Source organism: Herbaspirillum sp. C7C2 (assembly GCF_022627865.1).
GTDB classification, from domain to species: Bacteria; Pseudomonadota; Gammaproteobacteria; order Burkholderiales; family Burkholderiaceae_D; genus Herbaspirillum; species Herbaspirillum frisingense.
On the sequence record NZ_JABXGI010000001.1, the window covers coordinates 780,717 to 807,240 of the forward strand.

The 26,524-nt window shown below is 63.4% G+C and carries 28 protein-coding genes; 22 read left to right on the forward strand and 6 right to left on the reverse strand.

Features of this window, described 5'->3' with window-relative positions; genetic code table 11:
• Positions 1-24: 24 nt before the first annotated feature.
• The gene (locus tag HWE04_RS03540; RefSeq protein WP_241811513.1) at positions 25-816 is read right to left on the reverse strand and encodes an IclR family transcriptional regulator; all 792 of its coding nucleotides are present in this window, start codon (positions 814-816) and stop codon (positions 25-27) included.
• 375 nt (positions 817-1,191) lie between these two features.
• Between HWE04_RS03540 and HWE04_RS03545 the strand changes: the two genes are divergently transcribed.
• The 4 genes from HWE04_RS03545 (at position 1,192) to HWE04_RS03560 (ending at position 4,803) form a co-directional block, all read left to right on the forward strand.
• Positions 1,192-1,983, forward strand: coding sequence for an ABC transporter substrate-binding protein (locus HWE04_RS03545; RefSeq protein ID WP_006463753.1), 792 nt, complete (start codon positions 1,192-1,194; stop codon positions 1,981-1,983).
• 135 nt (positions 1,984-2,118) lie between these two features.
• Entirely contained in the window at positions 2,119-2,775 is a 657-nt protein-coding gene (locus HWE04_RS03550; RefSeq protein WP_006463752.1) for an amino acid ABC transporter permease, read from the forward strand.
• Positions 2,772-3,500, forward strand: coding sequence for an amino acid ABC transporter ATP-binding protein (locus tag HWE04_RS03555; protein ID WP_006463751.1), 729 nt, complete (start codon positions 2,772-2,774; stop codon positions 3,498-3,500). Before HWE04_RS03550 ends, HWE04_RS03555 begins: the two co-directional genes overlap by 4 nt.
• Before the next feature lie 7 nt (positions 3,501-3,507).
• The gene (locus HWE04_RS03560; protein WP_241811514.1) at positions 3,508-4,803 is read left to right on the forward strand and encodes an NAD(P)/FAD-dependent oxidoreductase; all 1,296 of its coding nucleotides are present in this window, start codon (positions 3,508-3,510) and stop codon (positions 4,801-4,803) included.
• 77 nt (positions 4,804-4,880) lie between these two features.
• Here HWE04_RS03560 and sodB read toward each other — a convergent pair whose 3' ends face one another.
• Together sodB and xseA are read right to left on the reverse strand one after the other, a co-directional pair.
• Positions 4,881-5,459: a superoxide dismutase [Fe] gene (sodB, locus tag HWE04_RS03565; protein WP_077236539.1), complete on the reverse strand. Its 579-nt coding sequence runs from the start codon at positions 5,457-5,459 to the stop codon at positions 4,881-4,883.
• A 336-nt stretch (positions 5,460-5,795) separates the two neighbouring features.
• Entirely contained in the window at positions 5,796-7,202 is a 1,407-nt protein-coding gene (gene xseA / locus HWE04_RS03570) for an exodeoxyribonuclease VII large subunit (protein ID WP_241811515.1), read from the reverse strand.
• 172 nt (positions 7,203-7,374) lie between these two features.
• Here xseA and HWE04_RS03575 point away from each other — a divergent pair, with 172 nt between their 5' ends.
• From HWE04_RS03575 to HWE04_RS03650, 16 genes are all read left to right on the forward strand, one after another.
• A complete protein-coding gene (locus tag HWE04_RS03575; RefSeq protein ID WP_006463747.1) occupies positions 7,375-7,980 on the forward strand; it encodes a MotA/TolQ/ExbB proton channel family protein in 606 nt (201 codons plus the stop codon).
• Between the two features lie 16 nt (positions 7,981-7,996).
• A complete protein-coding gene (locus HWE04_RS03580; RefSeq protein WP_006463746.1) occupies positions 7,997-8,425 on the forward strand; it encodes an ExbD/TolR family protein in 429 nt (142 codons plus the stop codon).
• 83 nt (positions 8,426-8,508) lie between these two features.
• Positions 8,509-9,543, forward strand: coding sequence for a tetraacyldisaccharide 4'-kinase (gene lpxK, locus HWE04_RS03585; protein ID WP_241811516.1), 1,035 nt, complete (start codon positions 8,509-8,511; stop codon positions 9,541-9,543).
• Positions 9,524-9,739: a Trm112 family protein gene (locus HWE04_RS03590; protein ID WP_077236536.1), complete on the forward strand. Its 216-nt coding sequence runs from the start codon at positions 9,524-9,526 to the stop codon at positions 9,737-9,739. The genes lpxK and HWE04_RS03590 overlap by 20 nt, the downstream gene beginning before the upstream one ends.
• A gap of 33 nt (positions 9,740-9,772) precedes the next feature.
• Positions 9,773-10,588: a 3-deoxy-manno-octulosonate cytidylyltransferase gene (kdsB, locus tag HWE04_RS03595; protein WP_241811517.1), complete on the forward strand. Its 816-nt coding sequence runs from the start codon at positions 9,773-9,775 to the stop codon at positions 10,586-10,588.
• A 288-nt stretch (positions 10,589-10,876) separates the two neighbouring features.
• On the forward strand, positions 10,877-11,533 hold the full coding sequence (gene adk, locus HWE04_RS03600; RefSeq protein ID WP_241811518.1) for an adenylate kinase: 657 nt from the start codon (positions 10,877-10,879) through the stop codon (positions 11,531-11,533).
• Positions 11,534-11,872: 339 nt separating this feature from the next.
• Positions 11,873-13,915 carry a sodium-translocating pyrophosphatase gene (locus HWE04_RS03605; protein WP_241811519.1) on the forward strand — a complete coding sequence of 681 codons (2,043 nt, stop codon included), beginning with the start codon at positions 11,873-11,875 and terminating at the stop codon, positions 13,913-13,915.
• A 212-nt stretch (positions 13,916-14,127) separates the two neighbouring features.
• Positions 14,128-14,886, forward strand: coding sequence for an SDR family NAD(P)-dependent oxidoreductase (locus tag HWE04_RS03610; RefSeq protein ID WP_006463740.1), 759 nt, complete (start codon positions 14,128-14,130; stop codon positions 14,884-14,886).
• Between the two features lie 60 nt (positions 14,887-14,946).
• Positions 14,947-16,152: a patatin-like phospholipase family protein gene (locus tag HWE04_RS03615; protein ID WP_077236532.1), complete on the forward strand. Its 1,206-nt coding sequence runs from the start codon at positions 14,947-14,949 to the stop codon at positions 16,150-16,152.
• Positions 16,153-16,277: 125 nt separating this feature from the next.
• Positions 16,278-16,673, forward strand: coding sequence for a ribonuclease (locus HWE04_RS03620; RefSeq protein ID WP_241811520.1), 396 nt, complete (start codon positions 16,278-16,280; stop codon positions 16,671-16,673).
• A gap of 47 nt (positions 16,674-16,720) precedes the next feature.
• On the forward strand, positions 16,721-17,188 hold the full coding sequence (locus HWE04_RS03625) for a barstar family protein (protein ID WP_233207686.1): 468 nt from the start codon (positions 16,721-16,723) through the stop codon (positions 17,186-17,188).
• Between the two features lie 130 nt (positions 17,189-17,318).
• A complete protein-coding gene (purN, locus tag HWE04_RS03630; protein WP_006463736.1) occupies positions 17,319-17,930 on the forward strand; it encodes a phosphoribosylglycinamide formyltransferase in 612 nt (203 codons plus the stop codon).
• Positions 17,931-17,993: 63 nt separating this feature from the next.
• A complete protein-coding gene (locus tag HWE04_RS03635; RefSeq protein WP_077236531.1) occupies positions 17,994-19,253 on the forward strand; it encodes an RsmB/NOP family class I SAM-dependent RNA methyltransferase in 1,260 nt (419 codons plus the stop codon).
• 8 nt (positions 19,254-19,261) lie between these two features.
• Positions 19,262-19,837: a phospholipase D family nuclease gene (locus HWE04_RS03640; protein WP_241811521.1), complete on the forward strand. Its 576-nt coding sequence runs from the start codon at positions 19,262-19,264 to the stop codon at positions 19,835-19,837.
• A gap of 46 nt (positions 19,838-19,883) precedes the next feature.
• Positions 19,884-21,242: a mechanosensitive ion channel family protein gene (locus HWE04_RS03645; RefSeq protein WP_241811522.1), complete on the forward strand. Its 1,359-nt coding sequence runs from the start codon at positions 19,884-19,886 to the stop codon at positions 21,240-21,242.
• Between the two features lie 81 nt (positions 21,243-21,323).
• Positions 21,324-22,520, forward strand: a complete 1,197-nt coding sequence (locus HWE04_RS03650) for a DesA family fatty acid desaturase (RefSeq protein ID WP_006463732.1) — start codon at positions 21,324-21,326, stop codon at positions 22,518-22,520.
• A 333-nt stretch (positions 22,521-22,853) separates the two neighbouring features.
• Here the strand turns inward: HWE04_RS03650 and rpmG are convergent, their stop codons facing one another.
• From rpmG to radC, 3 genes are all read right to left on the reverse strand, one after another.
• Positions 22,854-23,021, reverse strand: a complete 168-nt coding sequence (gene rpmG, locus HWE04_RS03655; protein WP_006463731.1) for a 50S ribosomal protein L33 — start codon at positions 23,019-23,021, stop codon at positions 22,854-22,856.
• 24 nt (positions 23,022-23,045) lie between these two features.
• The gene (gene rpmB, locus HWE04_RS03660; protein ID WP_006463730.1) at positions 23,046-23,282 is read right to left on the reverse strand and encodes a 50S ribosomal protein L28; all 237 of its coding nucleotides are present in this window, start codon (positions 23,280-23,282) and stop codon (positions 23,046-23,048) included.
• A 205-nt stretch (positions 23,283-23,487) separates the two neighbouring features.
• Positions 23,488-24,168: a RadC family protein gene (radC, locus tag HWE04_RS03665; protein WP_241811523.1), complete on the reverse strand. Its 681-nt coding sequence runs from the start codon at positions 24,166-24,168 to the stop codon at positions 23,488-23,490.
• A 175-nt stretch (positions 24,169-24,343) separates the two neighbouring features.
• Between radC and HWE04_RS03670 the strand changes: the two genes are divergently transcribed.
• Together HWE04_RS03670 and ispH are read left to right on the forward strand one after the other, a co-directional pair.
• Complete coding sequence (locus HWE04_RS03670; protein WP_006463728.1) at positions 24,344-24,799, forward strand: FKBP-type peptidyl-prolyl cis-trans isomerase; 456 nt, start codon at positions 24,344-24,346, stop codon at positions 24,797-24,799.
• A 59-nt stretch (positions 24,800-24,858) separates the two neighbouring features.
• A complete protein-coding gene (gene ispH / locus HWE04_RS03675; RefSeq protein WP_241811524.1) occupies positions 24,859-25,827 on the forward strand; it encodes a 4-hydroxy-3-methylbut-2-enyl diphosphate reductase in 969 nt (322 codons plus the stop codon).
• The last annotated feature ends 697 nt before the right edge of the window (positions 25,828-26,524 follow it).

The window sequence follows — 26,524 nt, forward strand, 5'->3', positions numbered from 1 at the left end:
ATCTTGTACTTTCCTGCTGCGGCCTTACACCAGCGTGCGCACCGAATTGGAGATCGAGCGTGCGCACTCCAATACCAGCGGCCCCAGCTTGCGTTCGGCATCCTCGGCCGTCCAGCGGCTGGTCGGCGCTACCACATGCACGGAAGCCACCGGCCGGCGCTCGCTGTTGAAGATGGGCGCGGCCACCGTCATGTCGCCCAGGAACAGTTCTTCCCGGTTGCTGGCAAAGCCGCGTTCGCGGGCCAGTCTGACCGTTTCCATGATGTCTTCCACCCCGGTGCGCGTATGCGGCGTGTGGACCGTGCGCTCGCTGGAGAGCAGCAGCGTCTGCGCCTCGCTCTCGTCCAGCCCGCTCAGGTAGGCCCGCCCGGAGGCGGTGCAATACATGGGGATGCGGCTGCCGATGGGCATGTGGATGGGGATGAACTTGCTGGCCACGAAGCGGGCCACATAGACCATCTCGAGCTCGTAGGGCTCGGTGAGGTTGACGGTCTCGCCGGTCATGTTGGCCAGTTCGGACAGGAAGGGATTGGCCACGTCCACCAGGATGTCGGCCGCCAGGTAGTTGTAGCCCACCTCTAACACCTTGGGCGTGAGCTGGTAGCGGCGTGTCCTGGGATGCTTGCAGATGTAGCCCAGTGTTTCCAGCGTATGCACCATGCGTTGCGCCGAACTCTTGGAAATGGACGTGGCGCTGGCCACGTCGCCCAGGGTCATGGTGCGGCGCTGCGCATTGAAGGCGCGCAGCACGGCCAGGCCTTTTTCCAGTGATTGATTGAACAGCAGGTCGGTGGGGCTTGCTTCGGTCTCGCTCATGCCTACTCCTCGCAGATAGGAATGGGGGAATTCTACGGGAATTCGCATCTAATGTATCGAATATCGATACATAAATATCTATTGACGATTCGAGTAAACCAAATATACTTAATCCAAGGCCGTATATTGATATTCATGCATCTTTGTTTGTCGTCTGCCGTTCTTCCCGCCTCAGCCCTTCCAGCCGCTTCAGTGGTTTAAGTCGCATCGCGCCATACCGGGTAGTCCGATGCAGGCCGGGCCGGGGAGGAAGACCGGAAACCGCGTCCCCGCCCGGGGGCGCTGCAGTCCACACCGCCGTCGGCACCTGCCGGCGTGCGGACTTCCAGCCGTTCGTTCCGATCCGTCGTGATCTTGTGCCAAAGGGGGAGTCGTATGAAGTCGTTCAATCTGCCGTCCAGTCGCCTGTTGCATCGTCTGCTGTCGCCACTGCTGGGGGCTGCGGCCCTGATGTCGGTGCTGGCCGCCGCGCCCGCCATGGCCCAGTCCAGCTACAACGTGGGCGCCACCTCCACCGGGGTGCCTTTCACCTTCCTCGATATCAAGACCAACAAGCTGCAGGGCATGATGGTCGACACCGTCACGGCGGTAGGCAACAAGGCCGGTTTTTCGGTGAACATCCAGCAGACGCCGTTCTCCGCGCTGATCCCCTCGCTGACCGGCAACAAGATCGACATCATCGCCGCAGCCATGTTGAAGACCGAGGCCCGCGCCCAGATCGTGGACTTCAGTGATCCGGTCTATTCCTATGGCGAGGGCCTGTTCGTCAACGCCCAGGACCAGAAGGTCTACAAGACGCTGGACGACCTCAAGGGTGAGATCGTCGGCGCCCAGGTGGGGACGGTGTTCGTCGATGCCCTGAACAAGAAGGGCGGCTTCAAGGAAGTGAAGACCTACGATTCGGTGGCCGACATGATGCGCGACGTCGGCCTGGGCCGCATCAAGGCCGGTTTCGGTGATCGCCCGATCGTGGCCTACCAGCTCTCGCAGGGCGCCAATCCGCAGGTGCGACTGGTCAAGGAATACCAGTCCACCCTGATGGGGGATGTCTGCCTGGTGATCCGCAAGGGCGATCCCAAGCTCATGGAGCGCCTGAACAAGGCGATTGCCGAACTCAAGGCTGATGGCACGCTCGCGCGCATCGTCGATCAGTGGAAGCTGAACTGAGTGAACCGGGCCGACGTCGGCGCGACGTCGCTGTAACCGCAGGCCACCGCTCCACCGGTGGCCGCGCAAGTTCCCGTCGCCGCAGGGTGGCGGGGCGGTTCTCCTGCGCACCTTCCCACCCATATCTCTACGCCCATGCTTTCCCAAACCGTGCTGGACTTCCTGCCCATCCTCCTCAAGGGAGCGCTGGTCACCATCGAAGTCACGATCTATTCCTTCCTGCTCAGTTCGCTGCTGGGGCTGGTGCTGGCGCTGATGAAGGTATCGCGCCTGAAACCGGTTTCGCTGCTGGGCGCCACCATCGTCAACATCATCCGCGGGCTGCCCATCATCGTGCAGCTGTTCTACATCTATTTCGTGCTGCCCGAGATCGGCATCCAGCTCTCCGCCTTCCAGGCCGGGGTGATCGGGCTGGGGATCGCCTACTCGGCCTACCAGGCGGAGAACTTCCGCGCCGGCATCGAGGCGGTGGACGTGGGCCAGATCGAGGCGGCGCAATCGATCGGCATGCGCGGGCCGCTGATCATGCGCCGCGTGATCCTGCCGCAGGCCTTTCGCATCGCGCTGCCGCCCTATGGCAATACGCTGGTGATGATGTTGAAGGATTCGTCGCTGGTCTCGACCATCACCGTGCTGGAGATGACCCGCGCCGGCCAGATGATCGCCTCCAGCACCTTCCAGAACATGACGGTCTATACCATGGTGGCAGTGCTGTACCTGCTGTTGTCGCTGCCGCTGGTGTTCCTGATCCGTCGCCTGGAAATCCGTGGAAGCAAGGGGAGGGCACGATGATCGAGGTCAAACGTATTTCGAAGTGCTTCGGCCAGCACGAGGTGCTCAAGGATGTCTCGCTGTCGGTGGCCGAGGGTGAGGTGGTCTGCCTGATAGGGCCCTCGGGCTCGGGCAAGTCCACGGTCCTGCGTTGCATCAACGGACTGGAATCCTATGAGCGCGGCGACATCCTGATCGACGGCCAGCGCGTGGATCGCAACGGCGCCGACATCCATCGCCTGCGCACGCGGGTGGGTATGGTGTTCCAGCGCTTCAACCTGTTCCCGCATCGCACGGTGCTGGAGAACGTCACCGAGGGACCGATCTTCGTCAACCGGGTGCCGCGTGAACAGGCGCGGGCGCAGGCCATCGCCCTGCTGGACAAGGTCGGCCTGGCGCAGCGCTGCGATGCCTATCCGGCGCAATTGTCGGGCGGCCAGCAGCAGCGTGTGGCCATTGCCCGCTCGCTGGCGATGCAGCCGGAAGCCATCCTCTTCGATGAGCCGACCTCAGCCCTGGACCCGGAACTGGTGGGCGAGGTGCTGGCGGTGATGCGCACCCTGGCCGCGGACGGCATGACCATGATCGTGGTGACGCACGAGATGGGATTCGCCCGCGAGGTGGCCGACCGCGTCTGCTTCCTGCACAGTGGCAGCATCGTCGAATCCGGCCCGGCAGCACAGGTGCTGAGCGAACCACAACATGCACGTACCCAGGATTTCCTGCGGCGCGTGATCGGCAAGTGAGGCGCGCATGACGAGCTTGCTGCAGGATTTTCCGCCTTCCCTGTGGGCTGCCACGGCGGCCGTCGACACCGCCCCGGAGGTGCCACCGCTGGCCACCAGCGCGCGCTATGACGTGGTCATCGTCGGTGCCGGTTATACCGGGCTCTCGACCGCACTGCACCTGGCCGAGGCCGGGGTATCGGTGTGCGTGCTGGATACCCATGCCCCCGGCTGGGGCGCTTCCGGGCGCAATGGCGGGCAGGTGATTCCGGGGCTCAAGTACGACCCGGACCAGTTGCGGGTGATGTTCGGCAGCGCCGTGGCCGATCCGCTGATCGCGGCCATCGGTTCGGCCGCCGATACCGTCTTCGACCTGATCGAACGCCACGGCATCGCCTGCGATGCGCTGCGACGCGGCTGGATCCAGCCCACCCATTCGTCCAAGGTGATGCATGCGCTGGAAGCCCGCGCCCGGCAGTGGATGGCCGAAGGCGCGCCGGCGCGGCTGATGGATGCGGCCGAGGTGGCGCGCCATATCGGCACCGATGCCTACGTCGGCGGCTGGAAGGATGAGCGTGCCGGCAGCCTGCATCCGCTGAAGTATTGCCAGGGGCTGGCGCGTGCGGCGCAGCGGCTGGGGGTGGTGATCCACGGTGGCACGCCGGTGGTACGGCTGGAGCGATGCCAGCCGGGCTGGCGCCTGCATACTGCCCATGGGCCGCATGTGGATGCCGAACGCGTGGTCATCGCCACCAATGGCTATACCGATGGGCTGTGGCCGCATCTGCGGCAGTCGGTGATCGCTGCCAACAGCTTCATCGTGGCGACGCAACCCCTGTCGCCGGAGCAGGGGGCCAGCATCCTGCCGGGTGGCGAGGTCACCTCCGATTCGCGGCGGCTGCTGCTGTATTACCGGCGCGATGCCCAGGGGCGCCTGCTCATGGGCGGTCGGGGTCCCTTCGGCGAGCCGCGCGGGGCGGGCGATTTCGCGCACCTGGAACGGTCGGTGGAACTGCTGTTCCCGCAGTTGGCGGGGATCGGCTATGAATACCGCTGGTCGGGGCGGGTCGCCATCACGCGTGATTTCCTGCCGCATGTGCATGAGCCGGCGACCGGGCTATCCATCGCAGTGGGCTACAACGGGCGCGGCATTGCCATGGCCAGTACCATGGGACGCTGCCTGGCGCAGCGCATCACGGGGCAGGCGGGGGCGGTGTTCCCGTTCCCGGTCAGTACCATCCAGCCGATTCCGCTGCACGGCCTGCAGCGCTTCTACATCGCCGCCGGGGTGGCCTGGTACAGTGTGCTGGATCGCTTTTCCTGACGCTGTATGCCGGGCAGGGACGAAAAAAAACCACGCTTGCGCGTGGTTTTTTCTTGCCGGGAAGGCAGCAGCCGGGATCAGGCGAAGTTCTTTGCCACGAAGTCCCAGTTGATGATGCCCCAGTAGTTCTCGACATACTTGGCGCGTGCGTTGCGGTAGTCGATGTAGTAGGCGTGTTCCCACACGTCGACCGTCAGCAGCGGCTTGCTGTCGGTGGTCAGCGGGGTGCCGGCGCCGGTGGTGTTGACGATGTCCAGGGTGCCGTCAGCCTTCTTGACCAGCCAGGTCCAGCCGGAACCGAAGTTGGCCAGGCCCTGCTTGGTGAACTCGGCCTTGAAGGCGTCGAAGCCGCCCCACTTGGCGTTGATGGCGTCAGCCAGCGCGCCGCTCGGAGCGCCTTGACCCTTCGGGGTCAGGCCGTTCCAGTAGAAGGTGTGGTTCCACACCTGGGCGGCGTTGTTGAAGATGCCACCGGAAGACTTCTTGATGATTTCTTCCAGGGACAGGTTTTCGAATTCGGTACCAGGGATCAGGTTGTTCAGGTTGGTCACATAGGTCTGATGGTGCTTGCCATAGTGATATTCCAGGGTTTCCTTGGAAATCGTGGGCGCCAGCGCGTCCAGATCGTAAGGCAGTGCCGGAAGGGTATGTGCCATGATGAATCCTTTCAGTCTTGTTGGTTTGCTACGAAGGGGTCTTTTCCGAACCTGAGATTCTAAAGCGGAAGACAATTCTTTGCACTCGATCAAATGCCCTGCCGGTCGGCTTCTTTCACATCCCGGTCGGGTAATGCGAATGGTTCTTGCTGGCGTGGCGCCTGTCCGCGAGGCAAGGAAAACCGTAGATGCCAGTGGTGGAAAGACGTTCCAGCTCATCCTTCACCTGCGTGGCGGACGTGCCAAGCCGAACGGGCCGGGAACCGTCCCCGGCCGGCGTTATAAGCTGATGAGAAAAAAGTCTGCCACAGCTGTCAAGCGTAGCGCGTTCACCCTTCAATCCAGCCGTGGCTGCACGCTGGCAATGCCGACCTCGGCGCTGCCCTGGGCCAGGCGGATGGTGATCTCGCTGCGGGCGGCCAGCTCGGCCGGTGCGTGCAGCACCCGCCCCTGACGGTCGCTGACGATGGCATAGCCGCGTTCCAGCGTGCGTTGCGGGTTCAGCAGTTCCAGCTGCGCATTCAGGCTGGCCAGCGCCTGGCGCTGCTGGGCCTGGCGGCTCGCCTGGGCATCCTGCAGGCGGCGCGCCAGCTCGCCCAGGTCACGCCGGGCGTGGGTGGTATCGGGCATCTGGTGCGCCAGGTGGGTGGCGGCCTGCTGCAGGCGATGGCGCATGCGTGTCAATGGCACGCGGTTGGCATGCGAGAGGCGGGTTTGCAGGGCGGCCAGCTTGACCCGCTCATGGGCGATGGTGGCACCCGGATTGACCAGGCGGCGTGCCAGCCAGTCCATGTTCTGGGCGCGGTCGGCGAGGCTGCGGCGCAGGGCGCGGGTGAGCTCGCCCGCATGGCCGCGCAGTTCGGCCAGCCAGTCTTCACGGGCCGTGGCGGCCAGCTCGGCGGCGGCGGTCGGCGTAGGGGCGCGCAGGTCGGCGGCGAAGTCGGCAATGGTGAAATCGGTCTCGTGGCCGACGCCGGAAATGACCGGCATGGTGGCAGCGACAATGGTGCGGGCCACCATCTCTTCATTGAAGGACCACAGGTCTTCGATGCTGCCACCGCCCCGGCAGACCAGCAGGACGTCGCACTCGGCGCGGGCCGAGGCGGTCTGGATGGCAGTGGCGATGCGCTGGGCCGCCCCTTCGCCCTGCACCGGAGTGGGATAGAGCACCACCTCCACGTGCGGCGCCCGGCGGCGCAGGGTGGCCAGCACATCGCGCAGGGCGGCGGCCTGGGGGCTGGTGACGATGCCGATGCGGCGCGCAAAGCCCGGCAGGGGCCGCTTGCGTTCGCGGGCGAACAGACCTTCGCGTTCCAGTCTTTCCTTCAGCTGCACGAAGGCAGCGTAGAGGTCGCCTACACCGGAGCGGCGGATGGCTTCCACGTTCAATTGATAGTCGCCCCGTGGCGCGTAGAGGGTGACCAGGGTGCGTACCTCGACCTTGTCGCCCTCGCGCGGCATGAAGCCGGCGTACTGGGCGCGTCCCTTGAACATGACCGCGCGGACCTGGGCGCCGTCATCCTTGAGATTGAAATACCAATGGCCGGAGGCGGCGCGGGTGAAGTTGGAGATTTCGCCCTTGACCCAGATCAGCGGGAAATTGCGCTCCAGCATGCGTGCCACCGCCTGGTTCAGCGCGGAGACCGTCAGCATGGGCGGTCCGCCCTCGCTGGCGGCGCCTGCGGGCAGGGCTTCAGCACGGGGGCGGGCGGTGGGGAAGGGCGGGAACTTGTCGGTGGGCATGAGGGCGCAGGTGATCCAGGGGCGATACAATGCCGCATTGTAAGGCCAAGCCGACGGCGCTTGCCGAGGCGCACGCAACCGGCTACATTCTGCACCGCAGAAGAAGGCGCACCCGGCGGGTCGTTTCTTTGCAACAGGATCAGATTTTCACCGCATTCAACAGGAGTACGTTTTGCTCGCCATCATCCTCGCCGCCGGCTGGCCGATCTGGCCTTTGCTGATCGCTTCCATCATCGGCCTGGCGCTGGTCATCGAAAGACTGGTCTATCTGCGCCGCCCGCGCATCCTGCCGCCGGACCTGCTGGGGGAGGTGGTACGGGTCTACCAGAGCGGTCGCGTCAACGACGACGTGATCGACAAGCTGGAACAGAATTCGCCGCTGGGCCAGGTGCTGGCTGCCGGTCTGCGCAATGTCGACGCCCCGCGCGAAGTCATGAAGGAAGCCATCGAAGAAGCCGGCCAGGCCGCCGCGCACCGGCTGGAGCGCTTCCTGACCACGCTGGGCACCATCGCCTCGCTGGCGCCGCTGATGGGCCTGTTCGGTACCGTGGTGGGCATGATCGAGATATTCGCCTCGCAGAATGCGGTCGGCACCAACCCGGCGCAGCTGGCGCACGGTATCTCGATTGCGCTCTACAACACCGGGTTTGGCCTGGCCATCGCCATGCCGGCGCTGGTGTTCTACCGCCACTTCCGCGCCCAGGTGGATGGCTTCGTGGTGGACATGGAGCAGCAGGCCGTGAAGTTCGTGGACATCGTGCACGACGTGCGCCGTTGATTGCGCGGAGCCGACCATGAACTTCCGCAAGGGCCGTCCCCGCGAAGACCTGGAGATCAACCTGATCCCCTTCATCGATGTGCTGCTGGTGATCGTGATCTTCCTGATGGTGACCACCACCTACAGCAAGTTCACCGCGTTGCAGGTCACGCTGCCCACGGCCGATGCCCAGAAGGCGCTGGAGCAGCCCTTCGAGATCAACATCGCCATCGATGCCAGCGGGCGCTATGCGATCAACAACAAGCGCATCCCGGCACGTGATGCGCAGGGGCTCGCCGAGGAAATGCAGGCCGCCGTGCAGGCCAGCGGCAGCCAGCGCGACCCGGTCATCATCATCAATGCCGACGCACTGGCCACGCACCAGACCGTGGTCAACGTGATGGAGGCGGCGCGCCTGGCGGGGTATCCCAAGCTGACCTTTGCAGCGCAGTCCAGCAGCAAGTGATTTATCCACAGGCTTTTGTTTTTCGACGTGGCGCCAGGGCCTTGGCCTTGGCGCCACGCTTTTCTTGATGACGGATTGAAACCATGGCCGATTCCAGGCCCACTGCCGAAGCCATCCTGAGCCGCGCCTGGCAATCCCGTGGCGTGCTGGCCTGCGCGCTGTGGCCGCTGTCGCTGCTGTTCGGCGGCCTGGCGGCGCTGCGCCGGCTGCTCTTTGCGCTGGGCATCAAGCGCGCCGAGCGCCTGCCGGTACCGGTGATCGTGGTGGGTAATGTCTTCGTCGGCGGGACCGGCAAGACGCCTTTTGCGATCTGGCTGATCGAGGCGCTGCGGGCGGCCGGTTTGCATCCGGGCGTGATTTCGCGTGGCTATGGAGCAGGCATCGGTGCCGGGCAGACCCTGGAGGTCAGCCCCGAGGCTGCGGCGTCGCAGGTCGGTGATGAGCCGCTGCTGATCGCCCAGCGTACCGGCGTGCCGCTGGTGGTGGGGCGGCGCCGGGTTGCGGCGGCGCGCAGCCTGCTGGCGGCGCACCCGGAGGTGGATGTGATCATCTCCGACGACGGGCTGCAGCATTACGCATTGGGGCGCGATATCGAGATCGTCCTCTCCGATGCACGGGGCGTGGGCAATGGCTGGCTGTTGCCGGCCGGTCCCTTGCGCGAGCCGGCTTCGCGCCGGCGTGATTTCTCGGTGCTCAATGTTGGCTTGCAGGGCAAGGCTCCGGCCGGCGTGCATGCCATGTGCCTGCAGGCTGACGAGGCCGTGCAACTGGCGCCACCGCAGGCGCGCAAGCCATTGACCCAGATGGGCGAGGGCGCGGTGCGCCTGGCAGCGGTGGCCGGCATCGGTAATCCCGAGCGCTTTTTCGCCACGCTGGAAGGGGCCGGCCTGAGCTTTGCCCGCCACCCCTTGCCTGACCATTACGACTTCGCCATCGATCCCTTTGCAGGCCTTGCCGCCGATGTCATCCTGATCACGGAAAAGGATGCAGTAAAATGCAGGGCTATCGAGGCCATCCGAAACGACCCGCGTATCTGGGTCGTGCCCGTAACAGCGCGCATCGACGGCGCGCTGGCTGAACATCTAGTGGAGAAACTCCGTGAACGCCCGACTGCTTGATATCCTGGTTTGCCCCATCTGCAAAGGTCCCCTGGACTACGACAAGAAAGCCCAGGAACTGATCTGCAAGGCAGACAAGCTGGCCTACCCCATCCGTGACGGCATCCCCATCATGTGGGCCGATGAAGCCCGTGAACTGGGCGCTGCGCCTGCGGCTGCTTCAGGTACTTCCGTGCCGCCGGCTCCGGCAGCCTGATCCCGATTTTCCCTTCCTGCTGCGGCTGATCCCATGACCTTCACCGTCATCATCCCGGCGCGCCTGGCTTCCACGCGCCTGCCCAACAGGCCCCTGGCAGACCTCGGCGGCAAGCCGATGATCGTGCGGGTGGCCGAGCGTGCGGCCCTGTCCGGTGCCGCACGCATCATCGTGGCCACCGATCACCACGACATCCATGCCGCCTGCCAGGCGCATGGCGTGGAGGTGGCGATGACCCGCGCCGACCATCCCTCCGGCACCGACCGCATCGCCGAGGTGGCCGCCGCCATGGACCTGGCCGAGGATGCCGTGGTGGTCAACGTGCAGGGCGACGAGCCGCTGATCGATCCCGGCCTGATCGCCGCCACCGCCGCCCACATCAAGGCCGGCGTGCCCATGGCCACGGCCGCGCATGCCATCGAGAGCGCCGCCGATGCATTCAATCCCAATGTGGTCAAGGTGGTGCTGAACAGGGAAGGCTGCGCCATGTATTTTTCGCGGGCCACCATTCCCTGGCATCGCGATGCCTTCGCCCAATCGCGCGAGGTGTTGCCGGACGCCAGCGGCCCTGATCACGCCAACGAATACGTACCGCTGCGCCATATCGGGCTGTATGCCTACAGCAACCGCTTCCTGCAGCTCTATCCCACGCTCACGCCGGCCCCGCTGGAACGCATCGAGGCGCTGGAGCAGCTGCGCGTGCTGTGGCACGGCCATGCGATTGCCGTGCATGTCACTTCGCTGGTGCCGGAAGCCGGCGTCGATACGCCCGAGGACCTGTTGCGCGTGCGCAAGCATTTCGAGGCCCCGCCCGACAGTGCCCTGGTGCAAAGCATCTCCGCACTCTGATGTGAAGACAGGCAGCTATCCTGGCATGATCCGGCGCAAGGCTGGCCGGTGCCGCTTGCTGTAAGTTCCCTGTCAAGCTGACACGACACAATCAGGGCCAGGAGACTGCTTAAAAATCAGGCGTTTGTCATGGTTTGGTAAGATTTTGTGGTAAGTTTCGTCCCGGAGCTGACGCAAACGGCGCGCAAACAAGCTGCATAACCGTGTAGATGGCAGGCATCCTCTGTCATCCCGTCGCAAAAGAATTCAAGCATTCAAATTTTCAAAAACCTCAATTTAGGAAACCCTATGCGCCTCATCCTTTTAGGAGCGCCTGGTGCCGGTAAAGGCACGCAAGCCACTTTTATCAAGGAAAAATTCAACATTCCGCAGATCTCTACCGGCGACATGCTGCGTGCTGCGGTGGCGGCGGGTACCGAGCTGGGTATCGCCGCCAAGAAGGTGATGGATGCGGGCGGTCTGGTTTCCGACGACATCATCATCGGCCTGGTCAAGGACCGTCTGCAACAGCCGGATTGCGCCAACGGTTACCTGTTCGACGGCTTCCCGCGCACCACCCGTCAGGCTGACGCCATGAAGGAAGCCGGCGTGGCCATCGACTACGTGCTGGAAATCGACGTCCCCGACAGCGCCATCGTCGAGCGCATGAGCGGCCGTCGCGTGCACCCGGGTTCGGGCCGCAGCTACCACGTCAAGTTCAACCCGCCCAAGGTCGAGGGCAAGGATGACATCACCGGCGAACCGCTGGTCCAGCGCGACGACGACAAGGAAGAAACCGTCAAGAAGCGCCTGTCGGTCTACCATGACCAGACCGAAGTGCTGCTGGGCTACTACGGCAAGTGGGCCGAATCGGGCCAGCCGGGTGCGCCGAAGTATCGCAAGATCGCCGGCGTGGGTCCGGTGGAAGAAATCAGGGATCGTGCATTTGCCGCCCTGGCGGAGTAAAGTAAAGCGGACTACGGTCCGCTTTTTTTTAGCCTTTTGAAGGCTGACACAAAGAGCGGAAGAGCTCGAAAACTAACAAATCGATAGATCGCGGCAGATCGCGGTCCATCGGCGAGGTCAATCGTCGAGGTCGATCGGAATTGGTCGCCGTCCGCACCCGCCCGAGGGTGTGGCGGTTGCAGCCCCGGCAAGCACAACAACTCCAATAAGAAGGGCGACGTAATTTGCAGGCGCAGTATCGGCGGTGATGCGTGGGTGACAGGGCAGCGATGTCCGATCCGGGCGCCACGGCGGATGTTCGTGATTGTTGATGAGTCGTGATAACAAAAGGAGATAAAGATGGCACTTGCCCTGTGGTTTGCCATTGCCTGCGGCATTGTCGCGGTGATCTATGGCCTCGTCTCGCGTAGCTGGATTCTCAAGCAGGACCCCGGCAACCCCCGCATGCAGGAAATCGCACTGGCCATCCAGCAGGGCGCGGCGGCCTACCTGGCGCGGCAGTACCGCACCATCGCCATGGTGGGCGTGGTGCTGCTGATCGTCATTGCCCTCATCCCCGGACTGGGCTGGCTGACCGCCGTCGGCTTCCTGCTGGGGGCGGTGCTGTCGGGCGCCTGCGGTTTCATCGGCATGAATGTCTCGGTGCGGGCCAATGTGCGCACCGCCCAGGCAGCCACGCGGGGCATGAACGAGGCGCTCGCCGTGGCATTTCGTGGCGGGGCGATCACCGGGATGCTGGTGGTGGGGCTGGGGCTGCTGGGAGTGTCGCTGTTCTTCTGGGTCCTGTTCGTCTATGGACAGGGGCGCGCGGCCAGTCTGCACGACGCCATCCAGCCGCTGATCGGGCTGGCTTTCGGGGCCTCGCTCATTTCCATCTTCGCCCGCCTGGGCGGGGGGATCTTCACCAAGGGCGCCGATGTGGGCGCCGACCTGGTGGGCAAGGTCGAGGCCGGCATTCCCGAGGACGATCCGCGCAATCCTGCCGTGATCGCCGATAACGTCGGCGACAACGTGGGCGACTGCGCCGGCATGGCGGCCGACCTCTTCGAGACCTACGTGGTCACGCTGATCGCCACCATGCTGCTGGGTACCCTGGTGCTGCAGGGCATGGAGACGCTGGCCGTGCTGTATCCGCTGGCGCTGGGCGGGGTGTCGATCCTGGCCTCCATCGTCGGCTGCGCGATGGTCAAGGCGCAGCCGGGCAAGAAGATCATGTCGGCGCTCTATACCGGCTTGTGGTGGTCGGCCGGGCTGTCGCTGGTAGGCTTTGCGCTGGTCACCTGGCTGCTGCTGCCGCCCGAATTGCGCGCGCCGCTGATGGGCGCGGCGGTGGTGGGCATCGTGCTGACCGGCCTGATGGTCTATATCACCGAGTACTACACCGGCACCGACTTCAAGCCGGTGCGGCATATCGCCGAGGCCTCCACCACCGGCCATGGCACCAACATCATCGCTGGCCTGGGGGTGTCGATGAAGTCGACCGCCTATCCGGTGCTGGCGGTGTGCGCGGCGATCCTGGTGTCGTACTGGCTGGCGGGCCTGTATGGCATTGCCATCGCGGCAACCGCCATGCTGTCCATGGCTGGCATCGTGGTGGCGCTCGATGCCTATGGCCCCATCACCGACAATGCCGGCGGCATCGCCGAGATGTCCGGCCTGCCTGACTCGGTGCGGGCCATCACCGATCCGCTGGATGCGGTGGGCAATACCACCAAGGCCGTTACCAAGGGCTATGCCATCGGTTCGGCCGGGCTGGCGGCGCTGGTGCTGTTCGCTGATTACACGCATGCGCTGGAATCGGTGGGCAAGACGGCCAGCTTCGACCTCTCCAGTCCGGCGGTGATCATCGGGTTGTTCATCGGGGGGCTGATTCCCTACCTGTTCGGCGCGATGGCGATGGAAGCGGTGGGGCGGGCGGCTGGCGCGGTGGTGGTCGAGGTGCGGCGTCAGTTCAGCGAGATCAAGGGCATCATGGATGGCAGCGGACGGCCGGAATACGACAAGGCGGTCGACATGCTGACCTCCTCGGCCATCCGCGAGATGATCCTGCCGTCGCTCTTGCCGGTGATCGTGCCGATCCTGGTGGGCCTGCTGCTGGGGGCCTCGGCACTGGGCGGGCTGCTGATGGGCACCATCGTCACCGGCCTGTTCGTGGCGATCTCGATGACCACCGGTGGCGGCGCCTGGGACAACGCCAAGAAATACATCGAAGACGGTCATCACGGCGGCAAGGGTTCCGATGCCCACAAGGCGGCGGTCACCGGTGACACCGTGGGTGACCCCTACAAGGACACGGCGGGACCGGCGGTCAATCCGCTGATCAAGATCATCAACATCGTGGCGCTGCTGCTGGTGCCGCTGTTGCCGAACATCCCTAACTGAGCCCGTCTGCAGTCGTGCAATTGTCGCCGCGCCGATAGTCGGGGCGCGGCGGCCTGCGCATAATCTCCGCCACCACGGAATCGCCATGCCGGGCAGACATTGCCAGGCCGGCCGATCCGTCAAATAATGCTGCCTGAGGCATCACCTCATCATCAGGCCACGGCGACCCGGGCCATCCGTCCGGGCCAGCGAGATAAAAAACAGGAGACTCCATGCGTATCGAAGGAAATGTTTTCATCGTCACCGGCGCTGCATCCGGTCTGGGCGCGGCCACTGCGCGCATGATCGCGGCCGCCGGCGGCAAGCCGGTGCTGGCCGACCTGAACCAGGAAACCGGCAGCGCGCTGGCGCAGGAACTGGGCGGCATCTTCGTGCGCTGCGATGTCAGTTCCGAGGACGATGCGCAGGCGGTGGTGCAAGCCGCGCAAGCGCTGGGCAGCCTGCGCGGCCTGATCAATTGTGCCGGCATCGCCCCGGCCGAAAAGCTGATCGGCAAGAACGGTCCGCATACCATGGCGCTGTTCATGAAGACGCTCAACATCAACCTGGTCGGCAGCTTCAACATGGCGCGCTTCGCGGCCGATGCCATGGCCAAGGGCGAGGCGCTGGCGGAGGGCGAGCGCGGCATCATCATCCACACCGCCTCGGTGGCGGCGTATGACGGCCAGATCGGGCAGACCGCCTATTCGGCCTCCAAGGGCGCCATCGTGGCGATGACCTTGCCGATGGCGCGTGATCTGTCGCGCAGCGGTATCCGGGTCATGACCATTGCACCGGGCATCTTCGAAACGCCCATGATGCTGGCCATGCCGCAGGAAGTGCTGGACTCGCTGGGCCAGGCCGTACCCTTCCCGCCGCGTCTGGGGCGCGCCACCGAATACGCGCAACTGGCCAGGAGCATCATCGAGAACGTGATGTTGAACGGCGAGACCATCCGTCTGGATGGGGCCATCCGCATGCCCCCCAAATAGGCCGCATTTCCCTGCCAATTCTCTTGTCCACAGCGCGGGCGCTGCTGATAAGCTGCCCGCATGGAGACAATGGAACATAAAACAGGCTTGATCCTGACCGGCGGCGGCGCACGGGCGGCCTATCAGGTGGGGGTGCTCAATGCGCTCTCGATGATCCTGCTCGAAGCCGGCTGGCCGGTACACAGCAATCCCTTCCCCATCATCTGCGGCACGTCGGCCGGTGCCATCAACGGTACCGCGCTGGCCTGCCGCGCCGATGATTTCGGCGAGGCCGTGCGCGAGCTGATGGCGGTATGGAGCAACTTCCAGGTGGAGCAGGTCTACCGCGCCGATTCACTGGGCGTGATCCGCTCCGGGGCGCGCTGGCTGTCGCTGTTCTCATTCGGCTGGCTGCTGCGCAAGTGGCGCGCCAACCCGCCCAACTCCCTGCTGGACAACACGCCCCTGGTGAGCATGCTGCATCGCCTGCTGGACTTGCCGCGTCTGGATGCCGCGCTGGCGGAAGGACAGCTGCATGCGCTGGCGGTGACCGCCTCGTCCTATACCAGCGGCCAGCACATCACCTTCTATCAATGCGCCGAGGAAATCGAACCCTGGCGGCGCACGCAGCGTCTGGCCATCCGCGACCAGATCGGCATCGACCATCTGCTGGCCTCGTCGGCGATTCCCTTCATCTTTCCGGCCATTCCCGTGTATATCGACGGGCGCTGCGAATACTGCGGCGATGGCTCCATGCGCCAGATCGCACCGATCTCGCCGGCCATCCACCTGGGCGCGACCAAGGTACTCATCATCGGCGCCGGCCGCATGGGCGAGAAAGGCGAGCAGGCGCCCACCAATACGCCCCACTATCCCAGCCTGGCGCAGGTGGCAGGGCATGCGATGTCGGGCATCTTCCTGGATGGCCTGTCGGCCGACATCGAACGCATCAACCGGGTCAACCAGACCCTCTCGGTGTTGAACGAGGAACAGCGTCGCCACACGCCCTTGAAACCCATTCGCACCCTGGTGATCTCGCCCTCGCATCGCATCGACAGCATCGCCAGCCGTCACGTGAGCAGCCTGCCGCGCCCGATCCGCACCATGCTGGGCGGCATCGGCGCGACCGAGGCCCGTGGCTCGGCATTGGCGTCCTATCTGTTGTTCGAACAGAGCTTCACCAACGAGTTGATCGCCCTGGGAGAGAGCGATACCTACGCCAAGCGCGAGGAAGTGCTGGCCTTTTTTGAACCGGACACGGCGCAATTGCTCCAAGCCTCTGCCTGATTTGCTGCCGGTCAAGCCTTGGCCCTGCCGTGGTTGCCTAGCTGAAAGCAACAAGTTAATCTACCGGGTGCTGTTGTTTTTAATTGACAAAATTGCAATTTAGAGAATAACCACGGACCACGCAGATGCGAGCTCGATTCATCTCCTCGATATTCATGAAGTATTGGATGGTGCTGCTCACCGCCCTGATGCTGGCCGCGCCCGTGCATGCACGTGGCCCGGAGCCGGGCGGTCTGCCCGAAGTGAACCTCGACCAGCTGCCGCGCGAGGCCCAGCAGACCATGGCCCTGATCCGCGAGGGCGGGCCTTTCCCGTATGAAAAGGACGGTGCCGTCTTCGGCAATTACGAAGGGGTTTTACCCAGGCAGAAGCGCGGGTATTATCGCGAATACACTGTCAAGACGCCGCGCGCCCGCAACCGGGGCGCCCGACGCATCATCAGTGGCGGGGATCCCAAGTCTTCCGGCGAATACTATTACACGAGCGATCACTACAAGAGCTTCCGCCGGATCCGCGATTGATCGCGGTCAGGCAGCAGGGCAGGGCACCGGGCCCTGTCGCAGCACGCGTGTCAGCCCAGGTCAGCCAGATCAACCACGACAGCCACACAGCCCCGCCTATGGATACTGAAGGGAGAATGAGTTTGTTTAAAACGGTGCCGCCCAATATCGTGCAGTCCATTCGCGCCTTCCGCGTGAACGAGCTGCAGCAGGAGGCCGCGCATCTGGAGCAGCATTTTCTCTATGCCTATTGTGCCGAGGCCGTCACCAAGCAGCAGGTATTGAGCACCATCGCCAGCGCCTTCCATTTCCCCCGGCATTTCGGCAAGAATTTCGACGCCCTGCATGATTGCCTGACCGACCTGACCCACAAGGCCGGCAAGCAGATCGGCTTCGTCGTGGTGCTGGAGCAACTGCCCAATACCCAGAAGTTCGACAAGGAAGCCCGGGAGACCCTGCTGGACGTGTTCCGCGACGCCGCCGATTACTGGGCCGAAAAGAAGGTGCCGTTCCGGGTTTTCTATTCCTTCCAGTAAATTGCGCAGCAATCCGGGCACATTCCGGCACATTCGGGGTACATCCGGATAAAGCATTTACGCCACGCCCTGCCTTTCGCATTGTGAAAAACGGCGGCAGCCGGGCCGGCAGCAGGTACAATGCGACCCCATGAGAAGCATCGTCATCCTGATTTCCGGACGGGGCAGCAATATGGAAGCCATCGTCCGTGCCGCACAGGCCGAGCGGTGGCCTGCCAGAATCGCCGCCGTCATCAGCAACCGCGCTGATGCCAGCGGCCTGGAATTCGCCGCCCGGCACGGTATTGCCACCGCCGTCATCGCCAATCGCGACTATCCCACGCGTGATCTGTTCGACGCCGCACTGCGCGATCGCATCGATGCGTTTGCCCCTGACCTGGTGGTCCTGGCCGGCTTCATGCGCATCTTGACGGCGCCTTTCGTGGACCATTACCAGGGCCGCATGCTCAACATCCATCCGTCCCTGCTGCCCAGTTTTCCGGGCCTGGCGACGCACCGGCAGGCCCTGGCCGCCGGCGTGAAGCTGCATGGCGCCACGGTGCATTTCGTCACGCCCGATCTTGACCACGGCCCCATCGTGGCCCAGGCGGCCGTGCCGGTGCTGGAAGAGGACAGCGAGGAAACGCTGGCCCAGCGCGTGCTGGAACAGGAACATGCGATCTACCCGCGCGCCGTGCGCTGGTTCATCGACGGCCGCCTGACACTGGAGGGCGCCCGCGTGCGCCTGACGGGCGCGGCCTGAATTGCCTGCCGGCCGTGGCGGCCTGCGCATCACTTATCTTGAATTGAAACTGAAGGACCTAGCATGAGATTGCCTCCCGCGATCATTCCCCATACCGAAGAACTGCTGCGCGAAGTGCTGCGCTTCACCGGCCCGGCCGACGTGACGCTGTCGCGTTATTTCCGCGACAACCCGCGTCTGGGCAGCCGCGAACGCGGCGTCATCGCCGAGGCCGTCTATGGCCTGCTGCGCAACAAGACGGTGCTGACCAACTTCGCCGAGTCCGGCATCGGTCCGATGATGCGCCGCCTGGCCCTGCTGGGCTTGGCCGATGCTGTCGGAGCCGAATCCATCGCCGGCCTGCAGGAAGGCGAGGCCGAATGGCTGGAGCGTGTGGCCCAGATCGATCGTACCCAGCTGGCGCCGCAGATGCGCAGCAACCTGCCGCCCTGGCTGTGGGACAAGCTGGTGGCCCGCATGGGCGAGGCGGCCACCCTGGAACTGGCCGACGCCATGAACCGCCCGGCCCCGCTGGACCTGCGCGTGAACACCATCAAGTCGGACCGCGACACCGTCATCGCCGAACTGGCCAAGGCCCCGGTGGCCTGTGAGCCGACCCCGTATTCACCACTGGGCCTGCGCGTGTTCAAGAAACCGGCGCTGCAGAACATCCCGGTGTTCAAGGAAGGCGCCATCGAAGTGCAGGATGAAGGCAGCCAGTTGCTGGCCCAGATCGTCGGCGCCAAGCGCGGTGAGATGGTGGTCGATTTCTGTGCCGGCGCCGGTGGCAAGACCCTGGCCCTGGGTGCGCTGATGCGCAATACCGGTCGCCTGTATGCCTTCGACGTGTCCGAAAAGCGCCTGGCCAAGCTCAAGCCGCGCCTGGCGCGCAGCGGCCTGTCCAACGTGCACCCGGTGGTGATCGCCCACGAGAACGACGCCAAGGTCAAGCGCCTGGCCGGCAAGCTCGATCGCGTGCTGGTCGACGCCCCCTGCAGCGGCCTGGGCACCCTGCGTCGCAACCCCGACATGAAATGGCGCCAGTCCGTGGAAACCCTGGGCGAGATGCGCGCCAAGCAGGGCTCCATCCTGGCCAGCGCCGCCCGCCTGGTGCGCCCGGGCGGTCGCCTGGTGTATGGCACCTGCAGCATCCTGGAAGAAGAGAACGACGAAGTCATCGCCGACTTCCTGCAGTCGCACCCGGATTTCATCCTGCGTCCGATGAGCGAGGTCCTGGCCGAGCAGAAGATTGCGCTGGACATGGGCGACTACCTGAAGTTGCTGCCGCACCTGCATCAGACCGACGGCTTCTTTGCGGCCGTGCTGGAGCGCCGCGCGGCATGAAGCACACGATGCGCCTGGCTTCTGTGCCTGTCCTGACGGCCGGGTTGCTGCTTGGCCTGGCCGCCATCCCCGGCGCCCAGGCCAGGGAATCCCTGCCGCCACCGCCCGTGGTGGCCGCGCAGGGCACGATCCAGTCGGCCTTCGCTCCCTGGGACGACATCGAAGCCCTGATCGTCAGCCAGCTCGACAGCGCCCGGCGCCAGATCCTGGTGCAAGCCTATCTGCTGACCAGCCGGCCCATCACCGACGCCCTGGTGGCCGCCCGCAAGCGCGGCATCGATGTGCGCGTGCTCATGGATGGCGGGCAGCTGGACAAGAACGCCAACGACCGCCTGCGCCAGCTGCGCGGTGCCGGCATCCCGGTCTGGCTGGAGACCGCCTACCGCAATGCCCACAACAAGGTGATCGTCATCGATGCCAGCCTGGCCTCGGCCACGGTGATCACCGGTAGCTATAACTTCACCTGGTCGGCCCAGCACAAGAACGCCGAGAACATCCTGGTCCTGGGCAAGAATCCGCCCCTGGCCGCGCGCTACGCCGCCAACTGGCAACGCCACCGGCAGGATGCCGAAGCGGCGCCTTGAAGCGTCGAGCCTGAGCTGACCGTCGACAGCGGCCTTTCATGACCCCATGACCGACCATTTCTTCTCCCTTTTCACTGATCCCAGCCCGGTTGACCTGTTGCGCCAGCTGGTGGTGATCGTCCTCTCGCTGCTGGGTGGTGTCGGCCTGTCGCGCTGGCTGCGCGCGCGCTTCGTGCTGCCCTCCGACCAGGAAGAGCAGTCCCTGGTGATGCAGATCGGCGTCAAGAGCTTTGCCCGCGTGCTCTCACCGTTGCTGGCGCTAGGCCTGCTGACGGCCGCGTACTTCATCCTCAAGCGCGGCGGCCATGCTGTCTCGCTGTGGGAAATCATGTTCCCGCTGGCCGTCGCGCAGGTGGCAATGCGCTTCGTGTTCTATGTGTTGCGAGGGATCTTCGTCAAGGACGCCACCGTGGGCGCGCTGCTGCACCTGTCGGAAAAGCTGATCGCGCTGCTGGTCTGGCTGTGCGTGGTGCTGTGGATCACCGGCCTGTGGCCGGACTTCGTCGATTATCTCGATACCACCACGCTGCCGCTGGCGCGCCACAAGGTGTCGCTGCTGACCATGCTGCAGGGCGCGGCTTCGGTGCTGGTGACGCTGATCATCGCGCTCTGGATAGGCACGGTGGTGGAGAACCGGCTGATGAAGTTCAGCGGCATGCACTCCTCGCTGCGCACGGTGGTGGCCCGCATGGCACGAGCGCTGCTGATCCTGATCGCCTTCCTGGTCAGCCTGTCGCTGGTGGGCATCGACCTGACGGTGCTGTCGGTCTTCGGCGGCGCGCTCGGTGTAGGTATCGGGCTGGGCTTGCAGAAGATCGCCAGCAGTTATGTTTCCGGCTTCGTGATCCTGCTGGAACGCAGCATGGTCATTGGTGACATGGTTGCAGTGGAGAAATATTTCGGCAGGGTCACCCAGATCAACTCCCGCTACACCATCCTGGAAGGGCTGGACGGTATCGAGACGGTGTTGCCCAATGAGCTATTTGTCTCCAATCCGGTACAGAACTATTCCTTGACGCATCGCATTGTACGTTTGTCTACACAAGTTACAATTCTGTACCAGGATGATGTGGAAACGGTCTTGTCCATCATGGAGCAGGCCGCACTTGGTGTAGAGAGAGTCTCCCAGCAGACCGCGCCGCATGCGCTGCTGATCAAGATCGGCGTCGATGGGCTGGACCTGGAGCTGGGGTTCTGGATCACCGATCCTGAAAACGGGCGCCTCAATGTCCTTTCCGACGTCAACCGTGCGATCTGGAAAGCCTTCAAGCAACATGGCATCCAGGTGGCCCATGCCAAGCGCGACATTCGCATCATGGATGAGCGGAGCTTCCGCCAAAGTACGCCCCAGGAAAATCCTGATGGTCCGGAGCCGAAGAATTCGCGTACAATACCCGGCACTTAAAAGAAAATAAAACCATTTTCACGGAACAAGTAATATCCCGATTTGTAGTCCGATAGTTGTTTTCTATTTGGAGTTGTACTGATGACCCTTGATGCGATCCTCGACTTTGTTGCCAACGGCCTGCTGCATGCATCCGGTTGGCAGATTGTCATCTACACACTGGTGATGACCCACATCACCATCGTGGGCGTGACTCTCTACCTGCATCGTTGCCAGGCGCACCGCGCGCTCGAACTGCACGCGATCCCCAGCCACTTCTTCCGTCTGTGGCTGTGGATGACCACTGGCATGGTGACCAAGGAATGGGCTGCCATCCACCGCAAGCACCACGCCAAGTGCGAGACTGAAGAGGACCCGCACAGCCCGCAGACCCGCGGCATCAACAAGGTGATGTGGCAGGGCGCCGAGCTCTACCGCAATGAGTCCAAGAATGCCGAGACCATGGAAAAGTTCGGTCACGGCACCCCGGACGACTGGATTGAACACAACATCTACAGCAAGTACGGCTGGCAGGGTGTGGGCATCATGCTGATCATCGACGTGCTGCTGTTCGGCGCCATCGGCCTGACGGTCTGGGCCGTGCAGATGGCCTGGATTCCCTTCTGGGCAGCCGGTGTGGTCAATGGCCTGGGTCACTTCTGGGGCTACCGCAACTACGATTGCAATGATGCAGCCACCAACCTGTTCCCGATCGGCATCATCATCGGCGGCGAGGAAATGCACAACAATCACCACACCTTCGGCACCTCGGCCAAGTTCTCGGCCAAGTGGTACGAGTTCGACATCGGCTGGATGTACATCCGCATCCTCGAAACCTTCGGCCTGGCCAAGGTCAAGAAGGTGGCTCCGGTGCCCAAGTTCGATCGCCAGAAGTCGGTGATCGACCTGGATACGCTGCAATCGGTCATTTCCAACCGTTACGACGTGACGGCCAAGTATGCCCGTTCGCTGAAGACCGCCTGGCAGGATGAGCTGGATCACCTGATCGAGAAGGCCAAGCTGGAATCGCGCTTCCTGAAGTCCTCCAAGAAGCTGTTGCAGCGTGAGCCGGGCCGCCTGGAAGATGGTCAGAAGCAGCAATTGTCCGAGCTCTTCGCCCACAGCAAGGCGCTGCAGACCATGCATGAAATGCGCATCGAACTGAGCGCCATCTGGGAGCGTTCGCATTCGACCCGCGAACAGCTGCTGCAGCAACTGCAGGACTGGTGTGCACGTGCCGAAGCCTCGGGCGTGAAGGCCCTGCGCGACTTCGCCCTGCGCCTGCGCAGCTACGCATGATTTTCCAGCCCGGTCAGGCCGGGATGTGAATGAAAAATCCCCGCAGAGCGATCTGCGGGGATTTTTTCATTGGGCGCCGCTCAGGGATATGAACAATCGTCCGCGCCGGGTCAGGGGCTGCAGCGGTCGTCGCGTCGCTTACCCCGCCAAGGTGGGACGTGGACGTAGCGTCCAATGACGAATGGCCGGCTGATCCCGCAGCCTTGTGCCCACTGCCGCGCAGGAAAAGCAGTGCTGCCTTCCAGGTGGTGGTCGCCGACCGGCGCCGGGCAATAAAAAACCCGCAGATCGCTCTGCGGGTTTTTTGCTGGAATACCCAGAGACCGGGATCAATTACTTGATCTTGGTTTCCTTGTATTCGACGTGCTTGCGCGCCTTGGGATCGAACTTCATGATGCTGATCTTTTCGGGCGTAGTACGCTTGTTCTTGGTGGTGGTGTAGAAGTGACCAGTACCTGCGGTCGACTCCAGTTTGATTTTGTCGCGGCCGGATTTCGCCATGATAGATTTCCTTTACTCTGCTAATTAGACTTTTTCGCCACGAGCACGCAGATCGGCCAGAACGGCATCGATGCCGATCTTGTCGATCACGCGCAGGCCGGCGTTGGACAAACGCAGCGAAACCCAACGGTTCTCGGATTCGACGAAAATGCGGCGATTCTGCAGGTTGGGCAGGAAACGACGCTTGGTCTTGTTGTTTGCATGGGAAACGTTGTTGCCGACCATCGGCCCCTTCCCGGTGACTTGGCAGACACGTGCCATGTGAGACTCCTTAAAAATTTCCGAATTTGGGAAAAACGAGAGTATATGGAAAAAACTCAGCTTTTTCAATGACTTGCATAAAACAATTGTGTCTTGCCATTCCTGATTGATTTAACAATTGGCAGAGGCATTGCTGTCAAGACCTGGGTCATCGGGCTCTCAGCCTTGTCCCATGCGGGTTTGCGGCTGGCCAGGCCTGCCTGCTTCACAGCCGGCCATGGTCGGCGAAGGAGTACACGAGTGTCTCGGCTACCACGAAATGGTCCAGCAGATCCACGTTGATCATCCCCAATGCCTCGTCCAGCGCCCTGGTGAGTTCCAGGTCGGCCTTGCTGGGCTCAGGGTCACCCGAAGGGTGGTTATGGGCCACGATCACCGAGGCGGCATTGTGTCGCAGCGCCGCCTTGACCACTTCGCGCGGGTAGACCGCGGAATGATTGAGCGTGCCGCGAAACAATTCCTCGGTACCGATCAGGTGACCGCGCACATTGAGGAAGAGGGCGACGAAACTTTCACGTTCCTTGCCCTTGAACATCAGCTTCAGGTAGTCGCCCACGGCGCGGCTGGAGTTCATGACCGATCGTTTCTTCAACTGTTCGTGGATCACGCGCCGCGACAGTTCCAGCGCCGCCCGCAACTGGCTGCATTTGGCCGGACCCAGGCCGTCGCCCAGGTCGCTGTTCTTGTGGGCGGCATCGAAGAGTTCATCGAGGGTGCCGAAACGCTGCAGCAGCCCATGGGACAGGTCCATCACGTTCTTGCCGGGGATGCCCACCCGCAGGAAGATCGCCAGCAGTTCGGCGTCCGACAGGGCTGCCGGCCCATGCTGGATCAGGCGTTCGCGTGGCCGTTGTTCCTTGGGCCAGGCTGTCAGGGTCATGCTCATGTCGTTGTGCTCCTCTAAGAAGATGGAATGAAGATCACGAGGGGGTGGATTTGCGCAGGCGCAAGGACAGGGCAGGGAACTGCATGTGGAACCTCAGTGCCGTGAAGCCTCCAGCGGCGCGCCGGTCCAACGTGGCTTACAATAGCGGGTTCCTGTGCACCTTCGAATACCTGTCATGTCCAGCCCATCCGTCCCCGTCGTCACCGAAAACGCCTATCTCACGCTGCATTACCGCCTGGCTTCGCTGGAGGGGGAAGATATCGTCAGCACCTTCAACGAAAACCCGGCCACGCTGCAATTCGGCCAGGGCCAGTTGGCCCCTTTCCTGGAAGCCTGCCTGCTGGGCCTGCCGGAAGGGGCGCACCAGACCTTCGAACTGGCGCCGGCCCAGGCCTTCGGCGAACGCAGCGATGAACTGGTCCAGCGCATCTCGCGTGCCACGCTGGACGAGAACTCGTCCATGGACGAGCAATACCGCATCGGAGACCTGGTGGACTTCGCCGCCCCCGGTGGCGGCCGCTTCGCCGGCATCCTGCGTGCAATGGATGATGATGGCGCAATTTTCGACTTCAATCACCCGCTGGCCGGGCAGACGCTGAAGTTCGAGGTGAAAATCATAGGAATCCTGTAAGCGCCTCGATAATTGGCGATACTGCGCTCGCGATGTTTTGAAGAATCAAGGGAATTACCATGACCATGGCTAAAGCCGAATCCGAAATCCTGCTGGCCCAGCCCCGTGGTTTCTGCGCGGGCGTGGACCGCGCCATCGAGATCGTCGAACGCGCCCTGGCGCAGTTCGGCGCCCCCATCTATGTGCGCCATGAGATCGTGCACAACGCCTATGTGGTCAGCGACCTGCGCGCCAAGGGCGCAGTGTTCATCGAGGAACTGGCCGACGTGCCGGCCGGCAGCACTGTCATCTTCTCGGCACACGGCGTGTCCAAGGCGATCCAGGCCGAGGCGGCCGAACGCGGCCTGACCGTGTTCGACGCCACCTGTCCCCTGGTCACCAAGGTGCACATGGAAGTGGCCAAGATGCGCCGTGAAGGGCGCGAGATCATCATGATCGGCCACGCCGGCCACCCCGAAGTCGAAGGCACCATGGGCCAGACCGAAGGCGGCATGCATCTGGTGGAAACGGTGGATGACGTCGCGCGCCTGCAGGTGGCCGACCCGGCGCTGCTGGCCTATGTCTCCCAGACCACGCTGTCGGTGGACGACACAGCCGAGATCATCGCCGCCCTGCGCGAGCGCTTCCCGGCCATCTCCGAACCCAAGAAGGGCGATATCTGCTACGCCACCACCAACCGCCAGGAAGCCGTGAAGTTCATGGCGCCGCAAGTGGATGTGGTGATCGTGGTGGGCAGTCCCAACAGCTCCAACTCCAACCGCCTGCGTGAACTGGCCGAAAAGAAGGGCGTACCGGCCTTCATGGTCGACAACGCCGCCCTGATCGATCCGCAATGGATCAGCGGCCGCCAGCGTATCGGCGTCACTGCCGGCGCCTCTGCGCCGGAAGTGCTGGTGCAGGCCGTAATCGATCGCATCAAGGAAATCGGTGCCCGCAGCGTCCGTGTGCTGGACGGGATCGAGGAAAACGTCACCTTCCCCCTGCCCAAGGGCCTGGGCGCGCGCGGCACGGCTGCCGAGACCCACTGAGTACCTGCGAGCTGGCGGCCGTATGACTGTTGCGGCCGCCACAACCGCCACAACCGCCCCCAGGCTTGCTGACGCAAGCCTTTTTTGTTGGGAATTCGCCTTGCCGGAGCCTGTTGCAGATTTGCCCCATGGTTCAATGGTCTTACCGCGATTTCTTGTGTAACAGCCGATTGTTTGTGCGCGATTGTTGGCCGCTTCTGCGTATAATTCCGCACCATTATCGACACGCCGCCCAAAAGGCGGCTCCCGCGCAAGCCCTCTCCAAAGAGGGCGGAGCGCCGCAAATGCGGCGCAACCAGAGACAGGGAGACACCACCATGCAAGTCCATCTGCCTACCGGCGCGCGCCGGTGCATCCGGTCCCGGCCGCCCAGTTGCCGCTCCGGTGGCGCTTCCTGGTCCAGCCCCCGCCGCCCTGGCGGCGACAGCAGCTGATCCCCACTTCATTTCCTCCCGAATTCGACGACTGTTTCGACGGTGCGCTATCGCCTTTTATAGGAAGGGTGATAACGCTATCCCGAACGCCGGGAACGGATTTTGCTAATCGACATGCTTTCGCGCGGTGTCCGCTTTGGTGCAGACCTGCGTGTTTTTATTGTTTCAATTTAGATCGAAGAGTTATTCATGGACATTTTCATCCAGCAGATCATCAACGGATTGGTGCTAGGCAGCATGTACGCACTGATCGCCCTGGGCTA

What these genes read in the sequence shown, in the direction of transcription:
- HWE04_RS03540 (WP_241811513.1), bottom strand. Translation starts at nt 816, where the DNA reads ATGAGCGAGACCGAAGCAAGCCCCACCGACCTGCTGTTCAATCAATCA.
- HWE04_RS03545 (WP_006463753.1), top strand. Translation starts at nt 1,192, where the DNA reads ATGAAGTCGTTCAATCTGCCGTCCAGTCGCCTGTTGCATCGTCTGCTG.
- HWE04_RS03550 (WP_006463752.1), top strand. Translation starts at nt 2,119, where the DNA reads ATGCTTTCCCAAACCGTGCTGGACTTCCTGCCCATCCTCCTCAAGGGA.
- HWE04_RS03555 (WP_006463751.1), top strand. Translation starts at nt 2,772, where the DNA reads ATGATCGAGGTCAAACGTATTTCGAAGTGCTTCGGCCAGCACGAGGTG.
- HWE04_RS03560 (WP_241811514.1), top strand. Translation starts at nt 3,508, where the DNA reads ATGACGAGCTTGCTGCAGGATTTTCCGCCTTCCCTGTGGGCTGCCACG.
- sodB (WP_077236539.1), bottom strand. Translation starts at nt 5,459, where the DNA reads ATGGCACATACCCTTCCGGCACTGCCTTACGATCTGGACGCGCTGGCG.
- xseA (WP_241811515.1), bottom strand. Translation starts at nt 7,202, where the DNA reads ATGCCCACCGACAAGTTCCCGCCCTTCCCCACCGCCCGCCCCCGTGCT.
- HWE04_RS03580 (WP_006463746.1), top strand. Translation starts at nt 7,997, where the DNA reads ATGAACTTCCGCAAGGGCCGTCCCCGCGAAGACCTGGAGATCAACCTG.
- lpxK (WP_241811516.1), top strand. Translation starts at nt 8,509, where the DNA reads ATGGCCGATTCCAGGCCCACTGCCGAAGCCATCCTGAGCCGCGCCTGG.
- kdsB (WP_241811517.1), top strand. Translation starts at nt 9,773, where the DNA reads ATGACCTTCACCGTCATCATCCCGGCGCGCCTGGCTTCCACGCGCCTG.
- adk (WP_241811518.1), top strand. Translation starts at nt 10,877, where the DNA reads ATGCGCCTCATCCTTTTAGGAGCGCCTGGTGCCGGTAAAGGCACGCAA.
- HWE04_RS03605 (WP_241811519.1), top strand. Translation starts at nt 11,873, where the DNA reads ATGGCACTTGCCCTGTGGTTTGCCATTGCCTGCGGCATTGTCGCGGTG.
- HWE04_RS03610 (WP_006463740.1), top strand. Translation starts at nt 14,128, where the DNA reads ATGCGTATCGAAGGAAATGTTTTCATCGTCACCGGCGCTGCATCCGGT.
- HWE04_RS03615 (WP_077236532.1), top strand. Translation starts at nt 14,947, where the DNA reads ATGGAGACAATGGAACATAAAACAGGCTTGATCCTGACCGGCGGCGGC.
- HWE04_RS03620 (WP_241811520.1), top strand. Translation starts at nt 16,278, where the DNA reads ATGCGAGCTCGATTCATCTCCTCGATATTCATGAAGTATTGGATGGTG.
- purN (WP_006463736.1), top strand. Translation starts at nt 17,319, where the DNA reads ATGAGAAGCATCGTCATCCTGATTTCCGGACGGGGCAGCAATATGGAA.
- HWE04_RS03635 (WP_077236531.1), top strand. Translation starts at nt 17,994, where the DNA reads ATGAGATTGCCTCCCGCGATCATTCCCCATACCGAAGAACTGCTGCGC.
- HWE04_RS03640 (WP_241811521.1), top strand. Translation starts at nt 19,262, where the DNA reads ATGCGCCTGGCTTCTGTGCCTGTCCTGACGGCCGGGTTGCTGCTTGGC.
- HWE04_RS03645 (WP_241811522.1), top strand. Translation starts at nt 19,884, where the DNA reads ATGACCGACCATTTCTTCTCCCTTTTCACTGATCCCAGCCCGGTTGAC.
- HWE04_RS03650 (WP_006463732.1), top strand. Translation starts at nt 21,324, where the DNA reads ATGACCCTTGATGCGATCCTCGACTTTGTTGCCAACGGCCTGCTGCAT.
- rpmG (WP_006463731.1), bottom strand. Translation starts at nt 23,021, where the DNA reads ATGGCGAAATCCGGCCGCGACAAAATCAAACTGGAGTCGACCGCAGGT.
- rpmB (WP_006463730.1), bottom strand. Translation starts at nt 23,282, where the DNA reads ATGGCACGTGTCTGCCAAGTCACCGGGAAGGGGCCGATGGTCGGCAAC.
- radC (WP_241811523.1), bottom strand. Translation starts at nt 24,168, where the DNA reads ATGAGCATGACCCTGACAGCCTGGCCCAAGGAACAACGGCCACGCGAA.
- HWE04_RS03670 (WP_006463728.1), top strand. Translation starts at nt 24,344, where the DNA reads ATGTCCAGCCCATCCGTCCCCGTCGTCACCGAAAACGCCTATCTCACG.
- ispH (WP_241811524.1), top strand. Translation starts at nt 24,859, where the DNA reads ATGACCATGGCTAAAGCCGAATCCGAAATCCTGCTGGCCCAGCCCCGT.